Here is a 22,026-nt window from a genome sequence, read left to right as displayed (position 1 = left end):
CCATGAGCTCTGCCAGTTCCACGACATCGTACACCGAGGAGTTCCCCGAGCCGAGCTACACGATCTTCGATCGGCAGCGGGACTCTCGAGAGGTCCGGCCGTACGTCCACGCGGACACTGGCCTCGCTCCCCAGGAGGACTTCCTCGCCGGCCCCGAGGGCGACGCCGCGATCTCGTCCGATGCCTCGAACCACGTCATCATCTCGGGGCTCGGCGCCGGCAAGACGGCGACGCTCATCATGCGGGCCTGGGCGAACGCCGAGCGCTGGAACCGCGGCGAGCTCGGCGCGATCATCGCCCCGGACTGGCCGACGATCAAGAACGCCATCCTCCCGACGATGCGAGAGTTCGGTCTCCTCGAGGTCTGCGAGTACGTCGGTCCCGGTGGCGAAGAACCCGGTGTCCACACACCCAGCGGCTCCCGCATCATCCTGCAGACGGCGTCTAACGAGCGTAAAATCCGCCGTCTTCGTGGGCCGAACCTCGCATGGGTCGGAATCGACGAACCCGCGTCACTGGCTGAGCGCGCCTGGGAAGTCCTCTCCGGACGTCTCCGCGTCGGGAACTATCGGAACGCGTTCCTGACAGGGACGCCTCGAGGCTTCAACTGGGTCTACGATCGCTTCTACGAGGACGACGCCGAGATCGTCCACGACGACGTCTACGAGGTCCGCGAGTCCGACCGGGTCCGTGGCGTCTTCGGTGTCCCATCCTGGCTCAACCCGCACAACCCGGACGACTACATCGAGCGGCTGAAAGACGAGTATAGCGGCTCTTACTACCAGCAGGAGGTTGAGGGTGCGTTCACGCAGTTCGACGGGCTCGTCTACCCGTGGTTCGATCGCGACGACCACATCCTCGAGTCGGACGACCTCCCGGACAGCTGGGACGAGACGATCTACGGCGTCGACTGGGGCTTCTCGAACCACGCGGCGATCGTCGCCGTCCTGATCCACGGTGATCGCTGGTACGTCGTCGAGGAGCGCAAGTCCCGGCGGATGGGCAACGACGACATCGCTGCCGAGCTCGAGCAGTTGGAGGGCGACTACGGCTCGGGCCCGGTCTACTGTGACAGCGCCGAGCCGAAGTCGATCGAGGCGCTGAACGAGAACGGCTTCGACGCTCGGAAGTCCGACAAGTCGGTCGAGGAGGGCATCAAGACCGTCGCCGCGAAGCGCGACGAACTCCGCGTCCACGATCTCTGCCAGGAGACGATCAACGAGTTCCACGCCTACCAGTACAAGGACGGTCGGGAGTCGGAGAAGCCGAAGAAGGAGAACGACCATATCATGGACGCGCTCCGGTACGCGATCTTCACTCACGAGACCCAGGACTCGGTTCAGATCCATTTCAAGTCTGGGTCGATGCCCAGCCAGAGTTCTATTCGATAACCATGTCTGCACGATTCCCCAGCCGCGTCCGCGGCCAGATCGAGGCGCTTAGCTCCCGGCTGACCCAGACCGTCGAGACGGTCACCCGGAACTCGAGGATCTTCATCGAGTCTTCGGACGTCGACGATCTCAACCCGCCCGAGGACATCGACGAGTACCACGAGTACTACCGCGAGATCGGTATCATCCGGGCGAACTTCAACCAGTTTGTCCGTGACGTCGTCAAGCCCGGCGTTCGGATCGAGGCTGACGACGACACCACCCAGGCCTACTTCATGGGCGGCGATGACGCTCCGGAGTTCGCACCTGCAGGCGGCTTCCTCGAGAACTGCGCGGTGATCGCCGGCGAGAAGCGCCAGCCGTTCTATCCCTACCTGAAGGTCGATATCGTACAGAAGTGGACCAAGGGGACGACGCTCAACGAGTACCTCAAGCAGGACGGCAAAGAGACCGAGCCCATGGGGCCGATCACGGGCTTCAAGCACATCCGCCCGGAGACCGTCTCGGCTCGTACCTACGCAAACACGAACATCCTTCTCGAGCCGGACGATACGGAGGCGGCAGAGGAGGGCGAGATCACCAAGCGCGGCGAGGCGGCGGCCTACGTCCAGTTCGACGATCAGTCGATCGTCGGCCAGCGCAACGGAGGGATGGACGAAGACGAGGTCTACCTCTCGCAGAACGATGTCCTCAAGCGAACGATCGACCCCGACATCGGCGGCGACGACGCAACCGAGGAGGGAATCTTCGGAACATCTCCTCTCGAGTCGATCGCCGACGATGCCGAGGAGTATCGGTCTATCAAACGGGACCGCGCCGTGGCGATCAAGAAGACCGCCTACGGCGTCTGGCTCGTGGAATTCGATACCGAAGTCACCGAGCTACCGGACGGGGACGCGATCGTCGAGACATGGGACCAGGATGAGCAGGACGAGTGGGTCAACAACGTCGACGACCTCGAGGCAGGCGGAATCATCGGCCACGACGGCTCGATCACGCCCGATCAGTGGGAACCAACGATCCCCGAACTCGACGGCCCGCTTGAGCACTACGTCGCGGACATCCTCGCACCGCTGCCGGCACCGAAGTACGCAACAGCGTTCGGTGAGTCCATTGCGAACCACGTCTCGGATCGGCAGGAGAACTCCTACCAGGACACGATCGTCGAGGAGCGCCGCTCCGCTGAGCGTGACTGGACGCAGGCGTTCCGGGCGGTCGCCGATCGCCATCCGGACCTCGAGCCTGCTGGCCTCGAGGTGAAGATCGCGCCGAAGGAGAGCGACAACCCGATCGCGACGCTGGACGACGGCGAGATCGAGAAGATGGAGCAGTTCATGAAGGCCCTGAACAACGGCCTCGGCAACGTCCCGATCGACGCCGTCCTGGACCTCGAGAAGTTCCTCACGACGACGATGGACCTTCCCGAGGACGTCTTCGCCGGCGGCGAGATCGACGTCGACGAGTCGGCGCCGGATATTCAAGAGATGGCTGAGGGCATGACCGGCGAGGCCGCCGAGGAGGCTGACGACTGATGAGTGCCGCCGCCAGCGCCGACGCCGGCGTCCCGGAGCAGACGTCGGCCCACGAGCGCTACCTCGAGCGGGCCCGTGATCGCGATGAACCAGCGCGGGTCCGATCCATCCGGCAGCGGTACGCCCAGAAGCTCCGTGGACGGCTGGCCGCGATCCGCTCGGCGCTCCGGACGGGAATCGTCGAGAACGACGTCTTTGGACTGCAGACCGAGGCGCTCGTCGACGCGCCCACATCGGGCCAGTTCGAGTTCACGACGGATCCGCAGAAGGTCGAGGCCGCGCAGCGCTGGCTCGAACGGCAGCTCGAGAATGAGGTCCTCACCGAGTACGGCGGCGAGAATCAGTTCATCGATCGGGCCTACCTCAAGGGCGTCGAAGACGCTCAGCACGAGCTCGGTGCGCTGAACGTAGGAAGTGGTGAGGCGGCCGCTTCCGCGTCGATTCGGATGCCGGTCCACCAGGAACAACTCGAGCAGCTCTACTCACGGAACCTCGAGGAGCTCCGTGGGCTGACCGACGACATCGCCCGCGATGTCCGCCGAGAACTGACCGACGGGCTGGCGAGCGGCGACGGGCCTCGAGATGTCGCCCGCGGCGTCTCGGACATCCTCGGTCGCGTCGACGACGGCACGCCTCGAGCGGCGATGAACCGGGCGACGATGATCTCGCGGACGGAGCTGATGAACTCCCACAACTGGGGCCGGCTCAAGGAGTGGGAGCGCGCCGGCGTCGAGAAGGTCGACGTCATCCTGGCGACCGACGCCTGTCCACAGTGCCAAGCCTACGCGGCCGGCGCGCCTTACGTGGCGTCGAAGGCGTACGGGAACCTGCCCCGTCACCCGAACTGCCGATGCACGCACACGGTCTGGACCGGCAACTAACCGGCTACCGATGACCCCGCCGGGGCGAGGCCCTCCCGGCATGGACTTTTCACAACTACATCATGACCTACGAGATCCTGAGCGACGGCGCGGGCGTCGCTGCCGTCGCAGCTGAACCGACCGACAATCAGCTCCCGGTACACGGCGTGCTCTTCGGGGCCGACGACGTCACGACTGGTCTCACCAAGAAGCGAACGCGCTGGCCGGCGGACATCCTCGAGCAGATGGCTGAGGACGGCGTCTTCGAGGGGAAGCCGTTGACGATGGCCGACAGTCTCGACCCCGAGCAACACGTCGGCGTCGAGATGACCGACGACGGTCCCGTGCTGTCCGGCGCCGTCTCGATGGAGGAGAAGGTCGGCGAGATCACGGCGACGACGTTCGACGAGGACGCTGGCCTCCTCTTCGATGGCTTCCTCGCTGACTGGGAAGCCGAGGAGACGGTCGAGACTGGCCTCGCCCAGATCTCGCCGGTCGTGATCCGGGAAGCCGAGCTCGTCGAGGGCGATGAGGGCGACCCGGACGCACTGTATGAGGTGACCAACGTCCAGAGCGCTCGAGACGTGGCGCTGGTCGCCGACGGCGCCGTCCCGTCGAACGAGATCAACGTCGGCCCCTCGCCGGATATCGAGCCCCAAGCCGCGGAGGCGCTGTCGGCTCACTACGGCGTCGACGTCGAAGCACTGGCAGACGATCACCCGGAGGGCGATGACGGCCAGAACGGCAGCGGCGGCCAGAGCACCCCGGCCAACGACGATCCGATCATCATGGACCTAACTGACAAAGAGCAGGAGCTGGTCGCAGCAGCCCGGCAGAAGGACGACCCGACGGTCGTCGAGGCCGAGGTGCGAGACCGACTCACCGAACTCGAGGAACAGGCGGACGAACACGAAGACCTCATCGAAGAGGCAGCCGGCGTCGACGACCCCGAAGTCATGGACGCCGAGCAGGCCGAAGCCATGCGCGATCGCGTCGAGATCGTGGAGGGCATGATGGCCGAGGCGCTCACCGAGGACCTCGGCCTTCGCGAGGCCACCGTCGAGGCGATGAGCTTCGACGCGATGGCCGCGGAGTTCGAGACCGACGACGGCGACCTCGACGTCGAGGCGCTCACCCAGACGCCGGAGACCGGCTCCGGTCCGACCGGCGGCTCGGGTGGCTCGAGCGGCCCGACGGACGAGGACATCGAGCGCATCGAGGAGATCGACACCAAGCTCTCGACCGTCGGCTCGGCGCTGCCCGACGAGCGCGTCGAGGCACTCCGCAACGAGGCGGCAGAGCTCGCGAACGCCGACGACTACGACGGCGCACTGGAGGTGCTCTGATGACGCTGTTCTACGAGGAGGACACAGATTCGATCATCGAGAACCATCCCGACTTCGCCGAGTTCGACGACGAGGACCGACTGGTCCTCGACCTCACGGAACTCGGACGGGAGGAGAAACGGAAGTCGCTTCTCAACGCTGCCGCTGCGGCAGTCGAAGCGTCTGACGAGTACGACCTCGTCACCGACCCCGAGGTCGAATGGACTGGAGGTAACTGATCATGGTATCCGAACCCGGACAGAACGGCGGCGACAGTACGACGACTATCGGCTACCCCGACTCCGACGATTCGACTGCGGCTGGCGATGTCGTCGCGATCGCGGCGGGTGACATCGAGCCGGCCGATGGCGACTCGGGGCATGCGTTCCTCGGCGTCCGCGCACGAGGGCGGGCGACTGAGAACAGCGGCGTCGCCCCGGCGCACGTCAGTGGCCCTACCGTGGCGGCCGTCGAGGGCACCGTCTCCGCCGGCGACGATCTCGACGTCGGAAACGCGACGAACGGCACCGTCGGCACCCTCGAGACGAGCAGCGGCGGCCCCGCCCACGCACTCTCCGACGCTGGCGGCTCCTGGCGCGGCCAGGACGCACCGGCCGGCTACGCGTGGATTCTGTTGTAAGACCAACTGACGACACCACCTGATCACACATGGCTCAGAAAGCATCCGACATCATCAGCGACGACGACGTTCGATCGATCGTCGAAAAGATCCGAAACAAGAAGTACCAGAGTCGTACCGCCTTCAAGGACTACGACGCGACCAACAACGACAGTAACTCCGTCGAGTTCCCGATCTCCGACGGCGACTTCGACGGCGATGTCGCCGAGATTCCGCCGGGGAGCGAGTTCCCGCGGGCGACAAAGGACTACGACACGGTCCAGGTCGCCCACACGAAGTACGGCCTCGAGGTCGTCATCCCCGACGAGGACGTCGAGGACAACGTCATCGACATCACGATGGACCAGGAAGAGGATCTGGTCAAAGCCGAGGAGACTCGTGTCGACGGGATCGCGTACAACATCCTCTCGAACAACACCAACAGCGCCGGCCCGATCGACGCCGGCAACGCGACGGCCGGCGTCATCGAGTACGAGGACATCACCCTGGCCCGGCAGCGCGCCTTCCAGGACGAGCTCGACATCGCCGAACTGCGACTTCTCACCGGCGGCCAGAACATGAACGCCCTGCTGAACATGGACAAGTTCACGCAGGCATCCGAGCTCGGTGACTCCGTCCTCGAGATGGGGATCCTACCCCAGGGCAACCTCGTCGGCCAGCAGGCGTTCCTCGGCGTCGCCGGCGACGTTCCGGTCTTCCTCGACAACACCGGGAACTACGCCGAAGGCGAGGCGTACCTCGTCGACCCGACCAACTTCGGCTGGGAATCGACTCGCCGGGCGCTCGACGTCTCGAGCTACTACGACGAGTCGATCGAGAGTACCGTCTGGCAGATCGACGAGCGGGTCGGCTTCGCAGCCACCCAGCCGTCGGCGAACATCGCCATCCAGACGTAACCCATGCCCTACCTCAAACATGAAAGCGGCGAGGCGACCGAGCTCCGCAACTCGCAGATCCTCGGCGACAACTCGCCGCTCGAGTTCGACGAGGACGGCTACGCGTTCGTCGAGGATCCGACGGTCGCCGACAAGCTCCTCGCGATGCACCGCCACATCGAGCGCGGCGGTCGCGGGCCTGAAGCCTCGAGCGACGAGGACGAGGCCGAGAGCGAGTCTGGAACCGAAGTTCCTCCGACGGACTCGGACCCTGACCGCGAGGGCGTCACCTACGATCCGACCGAAGCCGAGACGGGAACGCTCCCGTTCAACCCGGAGGAGCACACCAACGACGAGATCGAGGAGCGAGTCGCGGAGATCGACGACGAAGCGGCACTTGTCGCTCTCCGGAGCCTCGAGGAAGAACAGAAGGATCGCGACGGCGCGAAGGACGCGATCGACTCCCGACTCGACGACCTGGAGGAGTAACCCTTCATGGCTACGAGCGCTGGCACCAGCGCGGAAGACGTCCGCGTCGAGATCAACACGATCCTCGACGATTCGGACATCGAGGGCGAGCAGGACAACCCCGACAGCACCGGGATCCTCGGTCGCGTTGAGCGCGATATCGATCGCAAGTACGACGACACCGACATCACGTTCGAGAACGAGCAGCACCGGCAAGACTTCGAGGCCACGCTCGCAGCGCTGCGGATCGCCGAGGGTCTCGACCGACGGGCCGAGTCGGTCACGTCTGGGCGCTCGAGCAAGACGTACGAAACCACCGAGATCGACAACATACGCCAGCGTGTCCGAAGCCTCGATCCAGGCGACGAGTTCGGTCAGCCGAACTCGATCATCTACGACTCCGACCGCCACATCAGCTCGAGCGGGGGTAACTCATGAGCTGGGGTGTGTCGCTGACCGGGTTCGACGCTGCGACCGACATGTTCGACCAGATCACGGCCGACTTCGACGGCGATACGACCTACATCGCCGGCCCAACCGTCGAGTACGCGATCTACAACGAACTCGGGACCTCGAAGATGGAGGCCCGACCGTTCGCTCGCCCAGCAGCGGAACGCGTCCAGACGAACACGGCGACCGAGGTTCGGCGGATCTCGAGCTCCCAAGGCATCCCGCTAAACTCGGAGGAGAACATCATCCGTTGTGCTGCGCTGGCCGTCCAGGATCGGATGAAGCGGATCGCCGATCGCAAGGACATCCGCGACACTGGGAACCTGATCGCCTCGATCCGCATCGAGCAGGTGAGCTGACATGCACGGACCGATCGCCCGAATGATCCAGTCCCAGGGCAAGGAATACCAGCTCCAGAACGCCAGCGGGGGCGGCGGACGAGACACGCCGTCCTACTCGGACGACGGCACGATCGTCGGCGTCCTCGAGTCCCGCGGGATGCCCCAGACCGCAACGAACTCGGACGGCACGGACGTCGAGACCGACCTCGAGGTACGGGCAGTTCCGGACGACGGGACGACGCTCCGGCCAGCTGGCAGCGCCGACGGCTATCCGACGCTGCTCCAGCACCCGACCGGCGCGGAGTACCGCCTTCTCGACATGCACGAAGAGGACGGCGGCGTGACCGTACTGACCGTCGTGGAGGACTGACCGATGGAAAACGGCTACGAGGAGATCTCACGTGAAGAGGCTAAGCGCCTCATCGACGAAACGGACCGCGGCATTCTGGTCGTCATGAACGCGGAGACAATCCCCTGTCTCGGCGATATTCCACCAGAAGAACGCCGAGCTAAGCTGTCCTCTGAGGGCTACAAGTTCGGAGATCTGGAGGACTGACCGATGACTCGAGACATCAAGTCCGACCTCGTGGCGTTCCTTCGGACGCACTTCAACGAGAGCGAGGTCCCAGTCGCGTTCACCGCAGGCGACCCCACGGACCCGACCGCTGAGGGTGACGTTCGGTTCGCCGACTACGACGGGGACAACGACTACCCGCAGGTCGCGATCGCCTCCGAGGATCCGGTCGTCCCCGGCGGCGGTGAGACGGGCTACTCCGGCATCGACGCCGGCGGCAAAGGCGGCATCCAGGACGTGATCACGTCGGTTCAGATCGACTGCTGGGGCGGCCCGTACGACGCCGATGTCTACCAGTCGGAAGGCTCGCACCCGGACGTCGTCGCGAACGCTCTCGGTCGCGAAGTCCACCGCGTGCTCTTCGAAGCTGACGAAGCCGACGAGGGGCCGCCAGTCCCGGACGGCTACGAGTGGGTCAACGCCGAGCAACCGGTCGAGAGCAACGACACGCAGCGCTCGCCGACGCACTACCGACGGTTCGTGATCGCCCGGATGAAGCACACGGAGACACCTTGACGATGTTCATCACGAATGAGAACACGGCAACGCGACGACTTTTCAACGCCGATCTGACCGACGACGATGGCGAACCGGTGATGGACGAGCCGGTCGAGTTCGCCTCAACCGGGACGGCACAGGTCTCGAGAGAGGTCGGCGAGGCGATGATCGCGCACTACGACGACGTCCACGAGAAGGACACAGAGGAGTAACTCATGTCTCAAGCACAAGCACACGACACGCCAGAGAGCGGGACGCTTCCCGGCCGCTACGAGTGGGTTCCTGAACCCGACGGCCCGATGAGCGTCCCCACCGACATCGAGTGGAACCGCTTTTCAGATGTAATCCGCAGCTTCAGCGCCGAATCGGGCGTCAGCTACGCCCGCCAGGACGCGATCGGAACGGCCGACGCTGTCGATCACAACCGCGGTACGGAGGAGCCGAGCGCTGACATCGGCTACGATCTCCAGCGCTTCCCCGTGGACGTCGACGGCAACCCGATCGACCCTTCGGCGTACGGGATCCTTCGTGACGAGTACAACCAGCTTCTCGGATCGCTGCTGATGGTCGAGCGCACGGAGATCCCCGGCGGCAACGACGGCGCCGGAATCCGGGTGTTCTCGGTCGTTCGCGGCGCCGAGGTCGAGAGCGTCGAACCGACGCTGGATCCCTCGAGCGAGCAGCCGATCCTGATGGAGCTCGGGCTCCAGCCGCGGAAGGTCCGGAGCGTTGCCATCCATCAGCCCAGCGCTGGGACGACGCTCGAAATCGTCTCCGACGACGCCGACGACACAATGGACGTCACGATCGAGAACGAGGACGCATCCACAACGGAGACGATCGCCCTCAACGGGACGACCGCGGTTACGACGACCGAGTCGTTCGGAGATATCGATTCCATCTGGCTCTCCGGTGAGCCGACCGGCGACATCACGATCACCGACGGCAGTGGCACGACCATCTGCGAGCTCGCCGGCGGGCTGACCTACAGCGATGACGACCAGCCCGTCGACGGCGATCGTGGCGTCCCGCCGCTCGGCGCTGGCAGTCACGCCGCCGAGATCGGAACCACCTTCGAACACTTCCTCGGCGACCGCATCGAGCGGCCTGTCGGGACGCCGGTCCGTCCCCGCCTCAACTCGGGTTCGTGGGCTATCGAGAACGACCTCTCGACGGACTCGGTCCATACGAGTCGGGCACCCACCGTGGACCCGTCGGACCGAACGGTCACCGTCGACGCCGACGTCGCCGGACCGACCGTCTCGCACGACTCCATGATGGAGTCACTGCAGAAGACGCAGAACGACATCGAGCACGAGCTCTCCGGCGGCATCGTGCGGTTCAAGAACACGGTCAACGAGTCGCCCGGCTCGCGAGAGCGCGAGGCATCCGGGCAGGCGACCGCGGCGATCAGCGAGACGTTCGCAGCGAGCGGCGATCCGGCTATCGAACTGGAGGCCAACTAACGCATGAGTGAACACGAAACCCGACTCAACGACGGCGAAGATCTCGAGATCGCACACGCCGAAGACTTCGGCGTCTCCCGAAACGGAGACGGTGAACTGCAGGGCGTCAAACAGCGGATCCCCGGGACTGACCGGGCGGTCCTCGTCAAGCCGATGGCTGGCGGCGAGTACGAGGACTGGAAGGACGTCCTCGAGGAAGACGAAGCCGACGACGATCGCGTCGACGAGTTCTTCCAGACGTTCATCCTCGATGGGATCGGCTCCGATGGCTACGACGAGGTCCCCGAGTACGTTGCTCCGGGACTGATCCAGGCCGTCAAGAACGGCAGTGGTCACGAAGTTTTTCGGGCCGTGGAGGCACAGCAGACTCGGGAGAACCTCGCAGCGATGGAAGCCCTGGACGGGATCGGGGACGACGCTCTCGAGGGCGTGCTGAGTCAGGCGATGGATCAGGCGATGGACAACGAGGACGAAGCCGAGGACGAGGACGAGACGTAGGCTACCACGCCCGGCAAGCGCGTATCGAGGCGATCCTCCACGAAGAAGGCGGCTACGATTACTTCTCGATTCCCAAGCTGCATGCCTCGGAGGTCCGCCGCTACCTCGAAGGACGCCGGCAGCTCGTGCTCGACAAGAAGCACGCTCGCGAGCAGCAACGAGATCAGTCTTCGTCGACGTCACCGAACGTCGCCTCTCAAAAGCAGGAGCTGAAGGCCGGCCAGCAGGCAGAGCGGAACCGACTTCTTGACGAGATAAACGACGACTTCAGCGGCGAGTAGCCGCCCCAACCTACGTTCTATGGCAAAAACAGGAGCATCCGAAGAGGTCCAGGTAGCGATCGGTGGCGACGCCTCGAGTCTGCGGGAGGCGACCGATACAGCAACCGAGGCACTCGGCAACGTCCGGCATGTGGCTGGGCTTGCAGGGGCGGCACTGGGTGCACTCGCCGTCGGTGGCCTCGCGAAGGCGACGTCGGCCGCTGCTGCGTTCGAATCTCAAATGGTCGAGGTCGAGAAGGTCACCGATCCGGAGACCGCCCGCCAGATGGGTGATGCAATCCAGGAGATGGCCTCGCGGATGCCGGTCGCCCAGAAGGAACTCGCGAACATCACCGCCCAGGCCGGTCGGTTCGGGATCGAGGGCTCCGAGAACATCGAGAACTTCACGGAGACCGTCGCAAAGATGAGCGTCGCGACGGACCTCTCGACTCAGCAGGCCGGCGAGTCCTTCGCCCGTCTCTCGACGCTGATGGACGTCCCGATCGAGCGCGTCGGCGACATGGGCAACGTCATCAACGAGCTGTCGAACACGATGGCAACCTCCTCGAGCGAGATCGTAGATTCCGCACTCCGGAGCTCGGGGACACTCTCGCAGATGGGGGCCTCGAGCGAGGATATCTTCTCGCTCAACGCCGCGATGAACGAGGCCTCCGAAAGCGCAGAACGCGCCGGCACGCGGCTTCGCCGGATGGCTCAGGAGGTCCAGGACCCAGCGAAGGTCAAGGATCTCGCGAGCGCCCTCGGGATGAACGTCGAGGAGTTCGAGCAGATGCGGTCCGAGGATCCCACGGCGCTGTTCAGGCGGATGGCTCAGACGATGGGCGAGGGCGGCGAAGCGTCCGATGCTCTCCGCTCGTCGCTGTCGACGACCTCCCAGCAGGCGCTGACGGCCCTCTCGCAGAACATGGAGGGACTGGCGTCGGCTCAGGAGACGGCCAACCAGCAGATGAAGGACGGGACGTCCCTCCAGGAGGAATACGAGGCAGCCTCGAGCACGTTCAACTCCCAGCTACAGGTCACGAAGAACCGACTCCGGAACGTTGCGATCCAGATCGGGGAGAATGTTCTCCCCGTCGCCTCGGAGTTCCTCGGGTATGTGAACAGTGCCATCTCGGCGTTCAGCGAGTGGAACGAGAGCTCTGGAGGAATGGTCGGAACAATCGCTCTCGTTGCCGGCGCACTCGGCGGATTTGCGGTCGCAGCGGCGTCCGCAGTTTCGGCCCTCGGCGGCATGTCGGCAGTCCTCGGAGCCATCGGTGGGGCACTGACGATCCTCACTGGTCCGGTCGGGATCGCTATCGCTGCGATCGCGCTGCTCGCCGGCGCGTGGAAGGTGAACCTCTTCGGGATTCGTGACGTCACCAGCAATGTCGTCTGGCAGGTTGAAGAGATCCTCGGCGACTTCTTCGAGAACATCTCCGAATGGTGGGAGGAACATGGCGAGGAGATCACCGAGACGGTTACCGGCGCTTACGAGGCCGTCGCGGGGGCCATCGAGAAGTATCTCTCATTCATCTGGAAGAATCTGTTCCAGCCGATCCTCGAGTCGATCGAGAAACTCTGGAGCCGCCATGGTGATGCACTCCTCTCCGAGGCTCAGAAGACGTTTGACGCGGTCGTCGGCTACATCGAAACGGTCGTGACCTTCCTGTGGCGCAACGTCACCCAGCCGATCCTCAGCAAGCTGCAGACGGCCTGGGACATGTGGGGCGACGAGATCCTCACGATCGTCAACGCGGTGTTCGGGGCGATCGAGTTGGTCGTCAGCCAGGGGATGGACATGCTTCTCTCGGGTATTCGCGTCGTCCTCGCCCTCATCAGGGGCGACTGGGAAACGGCGTGGGACCTCTACGTCGACTATCTCAAGCGGACATGGGACCGGATTACGTCCTTCCTGACTGGCCCCGGAAAAGATGGCTTCGTCGCAGCGCTGACGATCGTCGTCGACGCGGTAAAGATAGCGTTTAACTACCTGATCGGAACCGGCGAGGGGACACTCCACGGCGACGTGACCGGTGTTTTCAGAACGATCGCCAGGTGGATCAGAAGTACTGGGAAGTCTCTCTTCAGTGGCGCCTTTGGCGTTGTGGTCGACGGGGCCAAAGCCGGGTTCAGCTACCTGATCGGGACCGGTGAGGGCACGCTCATCGGTGACGTCAAATCCACACTCACTGGCATCTCTGACTGGGTCGGGACGACCGCGAAGAAGACGGTCAAAAAGGCGTTCGAGAAGGTTGCAAGCGCGATCAAAGAAGCGTTCGAGATCGAAGTGGATTGGCCTGAGCCTCCGACAATCGTCAAGAAGGCCTACAACGGAACCTTGGGCAGCGATATCGATTGGCCCAGCCGGCCCGGTGGCGATGGTGGAGGCGGTGGGGGTGGACCGATCTTTGGAGGAGGTCCGCTGCTCGACACTGGTGGCTTCGTCGAGTCGACCGGGCGTGCCATCGTGCACGAGGGCGAGGAGGTCGTCCCGGAAGCAGAGGTAGACCGCGATCGCGGAGATCGCAGTGGGTCGGCTGCCAAGGACAGCGTCGAAAAGGATGTCGAACGCGCCCTCGAGCGGACCGATCGTACCGACGACATCACTCGGAAACTGGATGGGGTGATCCGCGCGATCGAAGAGAGTCTCGACATCAGTATCGAGATCGACGACAGCGGCCGCTACGACACCTTCTGACGATACTCATGACAGGGATCACACTCCGCGTCGACGACGCGAACGGCACGACGAAAACGACAGTCTCGGCACAGACTGCCGAGAAGGTCGAAGCACTCAAAGGCGATATGGACCATGGTGAGGTCGTCCTTCACCGAGACGAATGGTCGAACGTCGACGACATCCTCGAGCGTCGAACCGATCACCTGGTCGTCGAAGCGCCAACGTCGGCCGACCCGCTCTTCGCTGGCCGGTTTGATGACGACAAGCGCGGCGATGGGACGGTGACCGTCTCGATCGCCGGCTACGAGCGCGACTCGAAAGACGCCGAGCCGACGAACGACAACGTCGTCTACCAGAACGTCAACGACAGTGCGGTCGTCGGTGACCTGCTCGGTCTGGTGCCGACACTCGACGTCGGGACGGTCGACACGCTCGCGACCAACCTCTCCATGTCGTTCAGCTACGCCGAGCCGTCGAAGGCTCTCCGTGACACCGCTGAAGCTACCGGGGCGGAGCTTCGGTACAACTACGATCGGACTGTCGACTACGTCGATCGTCGCGGTACTGACCGCCCGGAGGTTGTCCTCTCACCAGACAGCCAGACGATCGTCGGCGATCTCGAGATCACGGAAGACGCTCGCGAAGAGGTCACGCACATCCGCGGGTTCGGCGCGCAGTCTGGCCCCGATCAGGTGACTGCCGAGGCCGTCGCCGATAGTTACGACGGTGGGAAGCAGATCTGGGCGAAGTACGAGAACAAGGACATCCAGGAGCAGTCCCGCCTGCAGCGAATCATCGACCAGATGGCCACCGAGTACGACGGTGAGCCGCGCCACCTCGAGGTGAAGACCTCGGTCGCCGGCGTCGACGTTGGCCTCGGCGATCGCGTCACTGTCCAGATCCCCAAAGAGGGGGTCGACCGCACCCTCAGAGTTCTGAAACGAAGATCCATCCTCGGCACAGCTGGCGCTGTGCTCGAGCTGACGCTGTCGAACCGACTCCTGACCAGATCCGATTCCGGCCGTCAGAACCGGAAGGACATTCAGCGCTTTAACCGCGGCTACCAGGGCTTCGTTGACCGGTCCCAGATCACGAGCGGGTGGAACGCGGCCGGTGACGGGACGCCCCAGGAACTCGTCGTCGTCAACTGGCCGGACGATATCGTTGAGGAGAAAGACGTGACGCTCGCCGTCCAGGGCCGAGCGTGGCGATCGCCGGTGACGCCGCTGTCACACGACCACGAAGTAACGATCAGTAGCCACGACCACGAGGTGACGATACCAGACCACACACACGAATACGCTATGAATCTGATATCTCATAACCACACATCGGGCGATTTGACCGCGGATCCAGACACCGGGGAAATTTCTGGGGGAACCGCCTTGGCGTCTGCGGGCGGCCCACAGGAAACAACCGAGTCGGGTGGCGGATCGGTAGAAACCACCGATAACGGCGGTGGGGTCTCAACGACGACCGGCTCGTCAGTCCCGCTCGCTCCGCAGGTCACGACTCAGTTCGAGGGGACGACCTACTACCCGAGCGATGTCACGATCTCAGTCAACGGCCAAGAGCTGACGACGATCGTCGGTGACTCGAGCGGTAGTTGGACGCAGACGGTAAATCTCGAGACCGAACTAAACTCAGGCCTGAACACGATCACTGCGTCGCCGTCGACGCGCGGAGAACTCAACCTCTCGCTCGCGTCGGAGTTGTTCCGACGTGGGCGGACGAACTGACCACGACTACTTAGCGATTCATCAGACCAATGCAAGTTCCAAACCGCACCAAGCTGCAGCTCCTGACCAGTAGCATCGACCTCTCAGCCGACACCATCCGTGTCGCGTTCTACGACGACACGACCGCATTCACGTTCGATCCGGACGTCCACGAGTTCGTCGATGACATCCTTGACGGTGGTACGACCGCCCAGGAGATGAGCGGGACGGGCTATTCGCGCCAGACGGTCGCGAACCAGACGACCACGCAAGACGATACGAACGACCAGGCGTCATTCGATGGTGACGATCTCACCTGGACGGGGATCGACGCCGGGACGATCCAGGGTGCGATCATCTACCGGCAGGTCGGCGGGGATGATACGACGCCCGCCGACGACGATGTCATCATCGTCCTCGATGACGCTGATCTCGCCTCTCTGCCACTGGCCACGAACGGGAGTGACGTCATCATCTCCTGGGACACCCTCGGTATCGCAACTCTCAGCTGATCATGGGGACGCTATCAGGAACGGTTGCCCTCGAGGGCGACCCGATCGCGAACGCGAAGGTGGCTGTCGTCGACGCCGAGGCCTCGAGTCCAGGGAATTGGGTTGTTGTCGGCGGCGATACCAGCACAGCGGACGGGTCCTGGTCAGTTAGTGGTCTGGCTCATGGCCCCGATCGGTATCATGCGCTGGTCCAACTGGACGACGGGAACTATTACAACTCGGAGTCACTGCCGTTCCTAACGGTGGATGCTGTGATCGAGCCGGGTCCTGCTGCACTTTCGATCGATCCTCTACCACCGGAGATTGGTTTTGCGATACCCGACAGCGGAGTCGCCCGATATAAATTCGAACAAGATGCCACAGACTCTTGGAATGGCAACGACGGAACGCTCACTGGGGGGACTTATACCACCGACTCAGAGATTGGATCATACGCCGTGTCACTTGACGGGGCCGATGACGCGGTTGACATTCCAGTCAGCCACTCATCTGGTGATGGCCTGTCACTGAGTGCGTGGGTGAAACTCTCATCTCCATCATCAGCCCAATATATCGTCACAATTGACGCACCTAGCCAATATAGTGCAGATGCAGTGCTGTATATTGACGATACTAAGATCGGATTCCAATGTTACGATGGATCGTACGTAAGTACCAATACCAGTTTCTCCTATGACAATACTTGGACACATATTGTCGGAACGAAAACAGCAAGCGGAGATATGGAGTTCTATGTCAATGGCTCATCCGTAGCAACTGCAACTATAGGAAATTTGACAGAGTCGGGAACCTCCTCAATCGGTAGACGGGGCGGGTCTGGATACCTGAACGGACTTGTTGACGATGTTCGTATTTATAGAAAGGGACTGACCGATACAGAAGTCTCCAACCTCTACAACACCGGATCAATCTAAGCGAGACTGTGTCTGGGTCTGTCAGTCAGCGCTTCAGAAACGCACCATCACTAATTTGATACAACAATGAGCTACAGTCCACCCGAGTCCGACAACGTAAACTTCGATCTGCAGGAGTTCGACCCTGACGGCCGGGGTGCGGATCACTTCGAGCTTGGCGGACTCGAAACACTGCGCCCTCCAGCCGCAGAACTATCACTCGACACTGGCGGAGAGATCGCGTCATCAGGAGCGGTTACTGTTGAGCCTCCTGCAGCGACGCTCGAGGTCACTCCAGCGGCCCCTACAGTCACGGGAGCCGGATCAACGACGATCACGCCACCGGCAGCAACGCTGTCGATCCCTTCGGCAGACCATCGCGTCGGGTACGTCCTCTCTCCTGGGCCAGCACAGCTGTCGTTCGAGGGCCAGTCTCCAACGGCAGAATCAGACGTGTGGATCTTCGGCGGAACGTTCATCGATCCGGAACCGCCGGAGTTAGACTCTAAAACACTCACACTGTCGTTCGAGGTGCCCCGTTCCAGTATAGATCACTGGCGGCAGTTCGGCCGTACTGGAAACGTCACCGTCGACACCGGATATGGGGGGTCGTTCCAGACGATAGATCGTGCGGGGCGAGACGAGGCCGTCGAAGTTATTCCGCCAGCAAGTTACCGGCCACCGTTCGACATCGCAGACTATTACGTCAACTCCTATCAGGAGACTCAGGCCGAGGTGGATCGGTTCGAGATCTCGCTCACGTTCCAGCGCCTGGAGAACCGCAGCGATGTCTTCGATGCCGCCGCCGAAGCCGGCGGCCTCTGGACGTTCGAACTCGACCGCGGGACGATCGCCCTCGAGGAGGAGCAGGTCAGGGAAACATCGGGAAGCGGGACGACCGCCGGCAAGACCGTGACGCTTCCGATCGTCGTCGACGACCTCCAGGCGGCGACGATCGCCGACACCGCAGGTTTCCCCGACGCGATCGTCGAGCGATCCGTGCCGGACGGGAAGAACTTCCGTGAGGACTCGAGTGGGGGCTCCCAGACCGTGACGATCGACGCGCCGGAAGTGGCGAGTTTCGAGTCGGGGACGTACCTCATCCAGAACTGGCGGCTATCGTTTGCCGGCTATCAGGATGATCGCTGGCGTGTCGAGCTCGAGCTCGCCGAAGAGTAGCTATCCTATCTCAGCTCGAAGGTCGTGGTCTTGGCTTCGCTGACCTCGCCACTGATCTCGTCGCGGATGGTAACCCTCGCCAAGTACTCGCCGGTTGGCCAGTTTTCTCCAGGGCCGAAATAGATGCTCTGTTCATAGGTGCCTTGGCCGTCGCCACCAACCAATTCTGATTTTGTATCGGAGGAAGTCATACGGCGAACGTTTTCCGGCCCATAGAGGTCGTACTGATAGGTGAACTCTAGTTCACCTTCATGGGCATAGATGTCGAACTGGAACGCACTCCAATTCCCCTCGTCTATTGATCCGGATTCGATTTCATTTTCTTCCAGGTCACCGGGCTTTTCCCACTCGCTCACCAGCCCTATCTTCGTGACTACTGGCTCGCTCGGTTCCTCATCGCTGCTATCTGGCTGAGTCTCATCCTCGACCTCATCTTCCGAGCTATTATCATCCTCGTCAGTGTCATCGTTTCCGTTGCCATCACCGTTTCCGTCATCATCATCATCGTCCCCGTTGCCATTTCCTCCGTCAGCGGTTTCGTCGCTCGAGCAGCCAGCGAGGACCGTCGAGAGTGCAACTCCGCTCCCCAGCAGCAGCTTCCGTCGGTTCATATCACTCTAATTGGATAGTTTAGTGATATATGTTTCGGATATCCCGACGGCTTTTGGCGGCGGACTTCAGTTAGGAGGTTCCTTCTTCGATGCCCTGAACACCTTCCAATATCGTCTCGAGCGTGTTCGTGATGAGTTCCGTCGTGGCGCCACTCTGCTGTGATTCCAAAATGAACACAGCGATAGCCATGACGATCAGTAAAGCTCCGAGAAAGACCCTCCACCGGTCAGCCCATTCTTCCCGACGTTCTGAGTTAGCCATATCTGTCATGTCGGAAGAGATGATTATCAACTTTCGGAATGTTAGAATTTCATTAGTATATCAAGTTCGCCGACGGCCTCGCGCGGCTCGACGTCGCGATCGACGAGGCGATCGGCGGCCAGTTGCCAGGCTTGGTGTGAGAGTTCGGGATCGGCCTGTTCGTAGTGGACGGAAAACTCGGTCAGTGCGACGGCGATCAGGAGGTCTTCCTGCCGATCAGTGAGAGACATCGCTGGCGTTGGCCGCGGCTTCCAATAAAAAGGATAGCAATCGGTCGTCTATTCTAGACCCTTTTGGAGGAGTCCCACCATCACGGCCATCGTGAATAGGATCTCCAAGAGTGCAACGTTTAGCAGTTTCGTTCACCTCCTATGGCCCAAAATAGGATCCTGAGTTATAATATTTTGGCCGTGTTTCGGAAATGTCGGAAACGGATCGGCCAGTGTAGAGCAACGCAAAAGGGGGACTCTCAGGCGTGAAATCGAAGATATCGGAAGAATCGGAAACCGCCCTCGAACAGTTAACCATCGAGACAATCCAGTTGGAGGCATGGGTACAAACACAGACGCAGTACCGTCGATAGACCAAATTCCCGACCTTCCATCCCTCGAGAAGGGCATCACGCTCCTGGAGTCCTCGTCTCGCGGGGCGTTTCACGCACTCGCCGTCGACCATCTCCTCCTCGAGCGGCCGGGGACAGCGTGGTGGATCGACACGTACGGCCACGCACAGACTGCGCCGCTTGCAGATATCGCACCGAGTCGCCGCGTTCTGAAGAAGATCCAGATCGCCCGTGCATTCACTGCCTACCAGCACTACACGCTGTGCTCGAGGCTGCTCGAGGATCCCGACTACGGGACGCTCGCGACCGTCGACCGGGACGACGTCGGCCTGATCGTGGTGCCGGCGGTGGACGGCCTCTACCGCGACGACGATCTCGATGAGGACGAGTCCGAGCGGATGGTCGTGTCGGCGCTCGCCCGGCTGGCAGCTGCGGCTCGTCGATACGAGTGCCCGGTTCTGGTTTCGAAGGCCCGGGATGATGAGTTTTCGGCGCCGATCGACAACCTCGTCGAAGAGCGGATCGAGTGCCTCGAGACCGACGAGGGTGCTCGGTTTATCGGAAAGGAATTCGAGTCGTTGGTCTACCCGGTCGGGAATGGAATGCTCCAAACCACGCTCACCTTCTGGAAGCAGATCCTCGAGGCGCGTGAGCCAGCATATCCGACGCCGATCACCGCGGGCACGATTCAGGAGGTGGCATAGATGGGGAAGACGAACCCTACCTATCGCGACCAGTTGCGTCACCTCGAGGAGGACTGGCAGCCGTTCCGGCGGGCGCTGCGGGTGCAGTATCGCGACGGGTTTGATCAGCTATTCGACGACGCGCGGCAGTTTGCGGATGCCGCCGGGATCCAGAACGAAATGACGGTAATGGAGCCGTTTCTCGTCTCGGTGCTGTTAGCACAGGAGCATCGGATCCAAGAGCTCGAGGAGCGTCTTGAAGTGATTGAGGTGCCGTAGACCGGGAGAGGCAAGCCAACAGCGACGTCCACATCTGGGTTAGTTATAAGGTTTAGTGACTGACACTCGTACATATGATAAGTCTTGAAGCTCGAGAGGCGATGGATGAACTGGATACGTATGCGGAGGAGAACCTCGACGATATGCGGAAATATTCCCCTCGCAGGGACTTCTTTGAAACAGCATTAGATGAAGTGACGAAATACGGCACTGAAGAGAGTCTGGAGGAGATCATGTTCCATTTGAAACGGCTAATCGAAAATGGAAAGCCACCAGACCGTACGCGGACATTCAGGTCTGCAAGGAATGTAATTAGAGAGCAGGGAGGTACTCTACCAGATCATTCGCCTTTACACAGAGGGTAATTGTCAATCTGTGTCTTAGGTATCGTTCTCGATCATCTTGCCGCGGGCCTGCTTTAGTTTCTGAAAGCGACCAGATGTCCCACCGGTATCGGGGTGGCCCCCGAGGTCCCGAATCTGTGCCTTGAACGCAGCCTCGACGATCTCGTTGGGAGCGTCCGGCGCGACGTCCAGGATCTCGTGGGGCTCCTCGTCGAGCTCGTCTTTGCTCGAGGCCGGCGGCGCGGCGATCGCCTCTTCGTCAGCTGGGGGCAGCCGCGCAGTCTCGACCGTGTCGGCGGCGGTCTGCACACCGCAGCGCTCGGCGAGGCGCTGTCGACGGGCCCAGAGTGCGATCGCCCGCGCGTTCTCGCGCTGGGTTTCCCAGCAGTCACAGGAGACGGCGAACTCGTGATCGGCGGCCTCGCCTTCACGTCGGAAGTAGGCCGCGACGCCGACGTCGTCGGGCTTGTCGTGCTGGTGAGGGATGTTCGGCCGGTCGACGTAGTGCTGCGAGGCCGTCTCGATCCGGACGCTCCCCTCGGTGGCTTCCCACTGTTCGAGCTCGTCGACGACGCTCTGGAACGACTCTTTACGCGTGGGCGAGAGATCGCCCGGGTAGGAGTCGCGGTCGGCTGGGTCGGTGCGATCGTGACCTCGAGGCCAGTCGATCTGGCGGCCACCGTCGGTCTCCTGGGCGCTACTCATCGCCCACCTCCTCGCGTGGATCCTTGACGATCTCGTAGATCCCGGTGTCGTAGAGATCGCGGATGTGGTCGTGTTCAGCCAGCCGCGTGAACCGACTTGAGACCCACTGTCTCGTGGTGTCGATACCTTCCGCGCGCATGAACAACGTCGGTGACGCGCGGCCCTCTGTAGCGAGGTACTCGACAATTTGTTTGTCGAGATCGTTCAGGTCGTCGGGTGTGAGGGTCACACCACTCTGGTTTCTCACCGCCATTTACAAGTGCAACGTTTGATGGCACCGTGGGAAAGTGTTTCGATTGTCTACCTACAATCGCTATTGACAACCGCAAGCTTTACATGCGCAAGTGCCGTACTGTAGGATGAGCACGGGAGTTCGGCTGAGGAAATGGCCGCCGGGCGCTGTAACGCCCTCGACCG

The 22,026-nt window shown here is 62.3% G+C and carries 30 protein-coding genes; 25 read left to right on the top strand and 5 right to left on the bottom strand.

The window, feature by feature from the left end:
- Positions 1-2: 2 nt before the first annotated feature.
- From LDH74_RS05795 to LDH74_RS05690, 22 genes are all read left to right on the top strand, one after another.
- Complete coding sequence (locus LDH74_RS05795; RefSeq protein ID WP_226041579.1) at positions 3-1,391, top strand: terminase large subunit; 1,389 nt, start codon at positions 3-5, stop codon at positions 1,389-1,391.
- Positions 1,392-1,393: 2 nt separating this feature from the next.
- On the top strand, positions 1,394-2,923 hold the full coding sequence (locus tag LDH74_RS05790) for a hypothetical protein (RefSeq protein ID WP_226041578.1): 1,530 nt from the start codon (positions 1,394-1,396) through the stop codon (positions 2,921-2,923).
- Entirely contained in the window at positions 2,923-3,804 is an 882-nt protein-coding gene (locus LDH74_RS05785; protein WP_226041577.1) for a hypothetical protein, read from the top strand. The genes LDH74_RS05790 and LDH74_RS05785 overlap by 1 nt, the downstream gene beginning before the upstream one ends.
- Before the next feature lie 62 nt (positions 3,805-3,866).
- Complete coding sequence (locus LDH74_RS05780; RefSeq protein ID WP_226041576.1) at positions 3,867-5,129, top strand: hypothetical protein; 1,263 nt, start codon at positions 3,867-3,869, stop codon at positions 5,127-5,129.
- On the top strand, positions 5,129-5,347 hold the full coding sequence (locus LDH74_RS05775) for a hypothetical protein (RefSeq protein WP_226041575.1): 219 nt from the start codon (positions 5,129-5,131) through the stop codon (positions 5,345-5,347). The genes LDH74_RS05780 and LDH74_RS05775 overlap by 1 nt, the downstream gene beginning before the upstream one ends.
- 2 nt (positions 5,348-5,349) lie before the next feature.
- Complete coding sequence (locus LDH74_RS05770) at positions 5,350-5,748, top strand: hypothetical protein (protein WP_226041574.1); 399 nt, start codon at positions 5,350-5,352, stop codon at positions 5,746-5,748.
- A 29-nt stretch (positions 5,749-5,777) separates the two neighbouring features.
- Entirely contained in the window at positions 5,778-6,644 is an 867-nt protein-coding gene (locus LDH74_RS05765) for a hypothetical protein (protein ID WP_226041573.1), read from the top strand.
- Between the two features lie 3 nt (positions 6,645-6,647).
- Positions 6,648-7,112: a hypothetical protein gene (locus LDH74_RS05760; RefSeq protein ID WP_226041572.1), complete on the top strand. Its 465-nt coding sequence runs from the start codon at positions 6,648-6,650 to the stop codon at positions 7,110-7,112.
- A gap of 6 nt (positions 7,113-7,118) precedes the next feature.
- A complete protein-coding gene (locus LDH74_RS05755; protein ID WP_226041571.1) occupies positions 7,119-7,529 on the top strand; it encodes a hypothetical protein in 411 nt (136 codons plus the stop codon).
- Positions 7,526-7,900: a hypothetical protein gene (locus LDH74_RS05750; RefSeq protein WP_226041570.1), complete on the top strand. Its 375-nt coding sequence runs from the start codon at positions 7,526-7,528 to the stop codon at positions 7,898-7,900. The genes LDH74_RS05755 and LDH74_RS05750 overlap by 4 nt, the downstream gene beginning before the upstream one ends.
- 1 nt (position 7,901) lies before the next feature.
- Complete coding sequence (locus LDH74_RS05745; protein WP_226041569.1) at positions 7,902-8,252, top strand: hypothetical protein; 351 nt, start codon at positions 7,902-7,904, stop codon at positions 8,250-8,252.
- Positions 8,253-8,255: 3 nt separating this feature from the next.
- Positions 8,256-8,438: a hypothetical protein gene (locus tag LDH74_RS05740; RefSeq protein WP_226041568.1), complete on the top strand. Its 183-nt coding sequence runs from the start codon at positions 8,256-8,258 to the stop codon at positions 8,436-8,438.
- Between the two features lie 3 nt (positions 8,439-8,441).
- On the top strand, positions 8,442-8,972 hold the full coding sequence (locus LDH74_RS05735) for a hypothetical protein (protein WP_226041567.1): 531 nt from the start codon (positions 8,442-8,444) through the stop codon (positions 8,970-8,972).
- Between the two features lie 2 nt (positions 8,973-8,974).
- Positions 8,975-9,166 carry a hypothetical protein gene (locus LDH74_RS05730; protein ID WP_226041566.1) on the top strand — a complete coding sequence of 64 codons (192 nt, stop codon included), beginning with the start codon at positions 8,975-8,977 and terminating at the stop codon, positions 9,164-9,166.
- Positions 9,167-9,169: 3 nt separating this feature from the next.
- Entirely contained in the window at positions 9,170-10,420 is a 1,251-nt protein-coding gene (locus LDH74_RS05725; protein WP_226041565.1) for a DUF3244 domain-containing protein, read from the top strand.
- A gap of 3 nt (positions 10,421-10,423) precedes the next feature.
- Complete coding sequence (locus LDH74_RS05720; RefSeq protein WP_226041564.1) at positions 10,424-10,918, top strand: hypothetical protein; 495 nt, start codon at positions 10,424-10,426, stop codon at positions 10,916-10,918.
- Positions 10,919-11,043: 125 nt separating this feature from the next.
- Positions 11,044-11,199 carry a hypothetical protein gene (locus LDH74_RS05715; protein WP_226041563.1) on the top strand — a complete coding sequence of 52 codons (156 nt, stop codon included), beginning with the start codon at positions 11,044-11,046 and terminating at the stop codon, positions 11,197-11,199.
- A 19-nt stretch (positions 11,200-11,218) separates the two neighbouring features.
- On the top strand, positions 11,219-13,879 hold the full coding sequence (locus LDH74_RS05710; RefSeq protein ID WP_226041562.1) for a phage tail tape measure protein: 2,661 nt from the start codon (positions 11,219-11,221) through the stop codon (positions 13,877-13,879).
- An 8-nt stretch (positions 13,880-13,887) separates the two neighbouring features.
- Positions 13,888-15,600: a hypothetical protein gene (locus LDH74_RS05705; RefSeq protein ID WP_226041561.1), complete on the top strand. Its 1,713-nt coding sequence runs from the start codon at positions 13,888-13,890 to the stop codon at positions 15,598-15,600.
- Positions 15,601-15,629: 29 nt separating this feature from the next.
- Positions 15,630-16,091, top strand: coding sequence for a hypothetical protein (locus LDH74_RS05700; RefSeq protein ID WP_226041560.1), 462 nt, complete (start codon positions 15,630-15,632; stop codon positions 16,089-16,091).
- Between the two features lie 2 nt (positions 16,092-16,093).
- Positions 16,094-17,005 (top strand): LamG domain-containing protein, encoded by a 912-nt coding sequence (locus tag LDH74_RS05695; RefSeq protein ID WP_226041559.1) that lies wholly within the window; start codon positions 16,094-16,096, stop codon positions 17,003-17,005.
- A gap of 66 nt (positions 17,006-17,071) precedes the next feature.
- Positions 17,072-18,163, top strand: coding sequence for a hypothetical protein (locus LDH74_RS05690; protein WP_226041558.1), 1,092 nt, complete (start codon positions 17,072-17,074; stop codon positions 18,161-18,163).
- 5 nt (positions 18,164-18,168) lie between these two features.
- On the opposite strand, the gene LDH74_RS05685 is transcribed toward LDH74_RS05690, so the two are convergent.
- The 3 genes from LDH74_RS05685 to LDH74_RS05675 form a co-directional block, all read right to left on the bottom strand.
- Entirely contained in the window at positions 18,169-18,774 is a 606-nt protein-coding gene (locus LDH74_RS05685; RefSeq protein ID WP_226041557.1) for a hypothetical protein, read from the bottom strand.
- A gap of 70 nt (positions 18,775-18,844) precedes the next feature.
- Positions 18,845-19,036, bottom strand: coding sequence for a hypothetical protein (locus tag LDH74_RS05680; protein ID WP_226041556.1), 192 nt, complete (start codon positions 19,034-19,036; stop codon positions 18,845-18,847).
- 41 nt (positions 19,037-19,077) lie between these two features.
- Entirely contained in the window at positions 19,078-19,266 is a 189-nt protein-coding gene (locus LDH74_RS05675) for a hypothetical protein (RefSeq protein ID WP_226041555.1), read from the bottom strand.
- Positions 19,267-19,585: 319 nt separating this feature from the next.
- On the opposite strand from LDH74_RS05675, the gene LDH74_RS05670 reads away from it, so the two are divergent.
- From LDH74_RS05670 to LDH74_RS05660, 3 genes are all read left to right on the top strand, one after another.
- A complete protein-coding gene (locus LDH74_RS05670; protein WP_226041554.1) occupies positions 19,586-20,302 on the top strand; it encodes a hypothetical protein in 717 nt (238 codons plus the stop codon).
- Positions 20,303-20,560 carry a hypothetical protein gene (locus tag LDH74_RS05665; RefSeq protein WP_226041553.1) on the top strand — a complete coding sequence of 86 codons (258 nt, stop codon included), beginning with the start codon at positions 20,303-20,305 and terminating at the stop codon, positions 20,558-20,560.
- Positions 20,561-20,634: 74 nt separating this feature from the next.
- Complete coding sequence (locus tag LDH74_RS05660) at positions 20,635-20,925, top strand: hypothetical protein (protein WP_226041552.1); 291 nt, start codon at positions 20,635-20,637, stop codon at positions 20,923-20,925.
- A gap of 15 nt (positions 20,926-20,940) precedes the next feature.
- On the opposite strand, the gene LDH74_RS05655 is transcribed toward LDH74_RS05660, so the two are convergent.
- Both LDH74_RS05655 and LDH74_RS05650 read right to left on the bottom strand, forming a co-directional pair.
- On the bottom strand, positions 20,941-21,609 hold the full coding sequence (locus tag LDH74_RS05655; protein ID WP_226041551.1) for a hypothetical protein: 669 nt from the start codon (positions 21,607-21,609) through the stop codon (positions 20,941-20,943).
- Positions 21,602-21,838, bottom strand: a complete 237-nt coding sequence (locus tag LDH74_RS05650; protein ID WP_226041550.1) for a hypothetical protein — start codon at positions 21,836-21,838, stop codon at positions 21,602-21,604. Before LDH74_RS05650 ends, LDH74_RS05655 begins: the two co-directional genes overlap by 8 nt.
- Positions 21,839-22,026: the final 188 nt, after the last annotated feature.

It is taken from the genome of Natrinema sp. DC36, from assembly GCF_020405225.1.
Lineage (GTDB): Archaea > Halobacteriota > Halobacteria > Halobacteriales > Natrialbaceae > Natrinema.
This window is presented reverse-complemented; position numbering and strand designations above follow the sequence as displayed.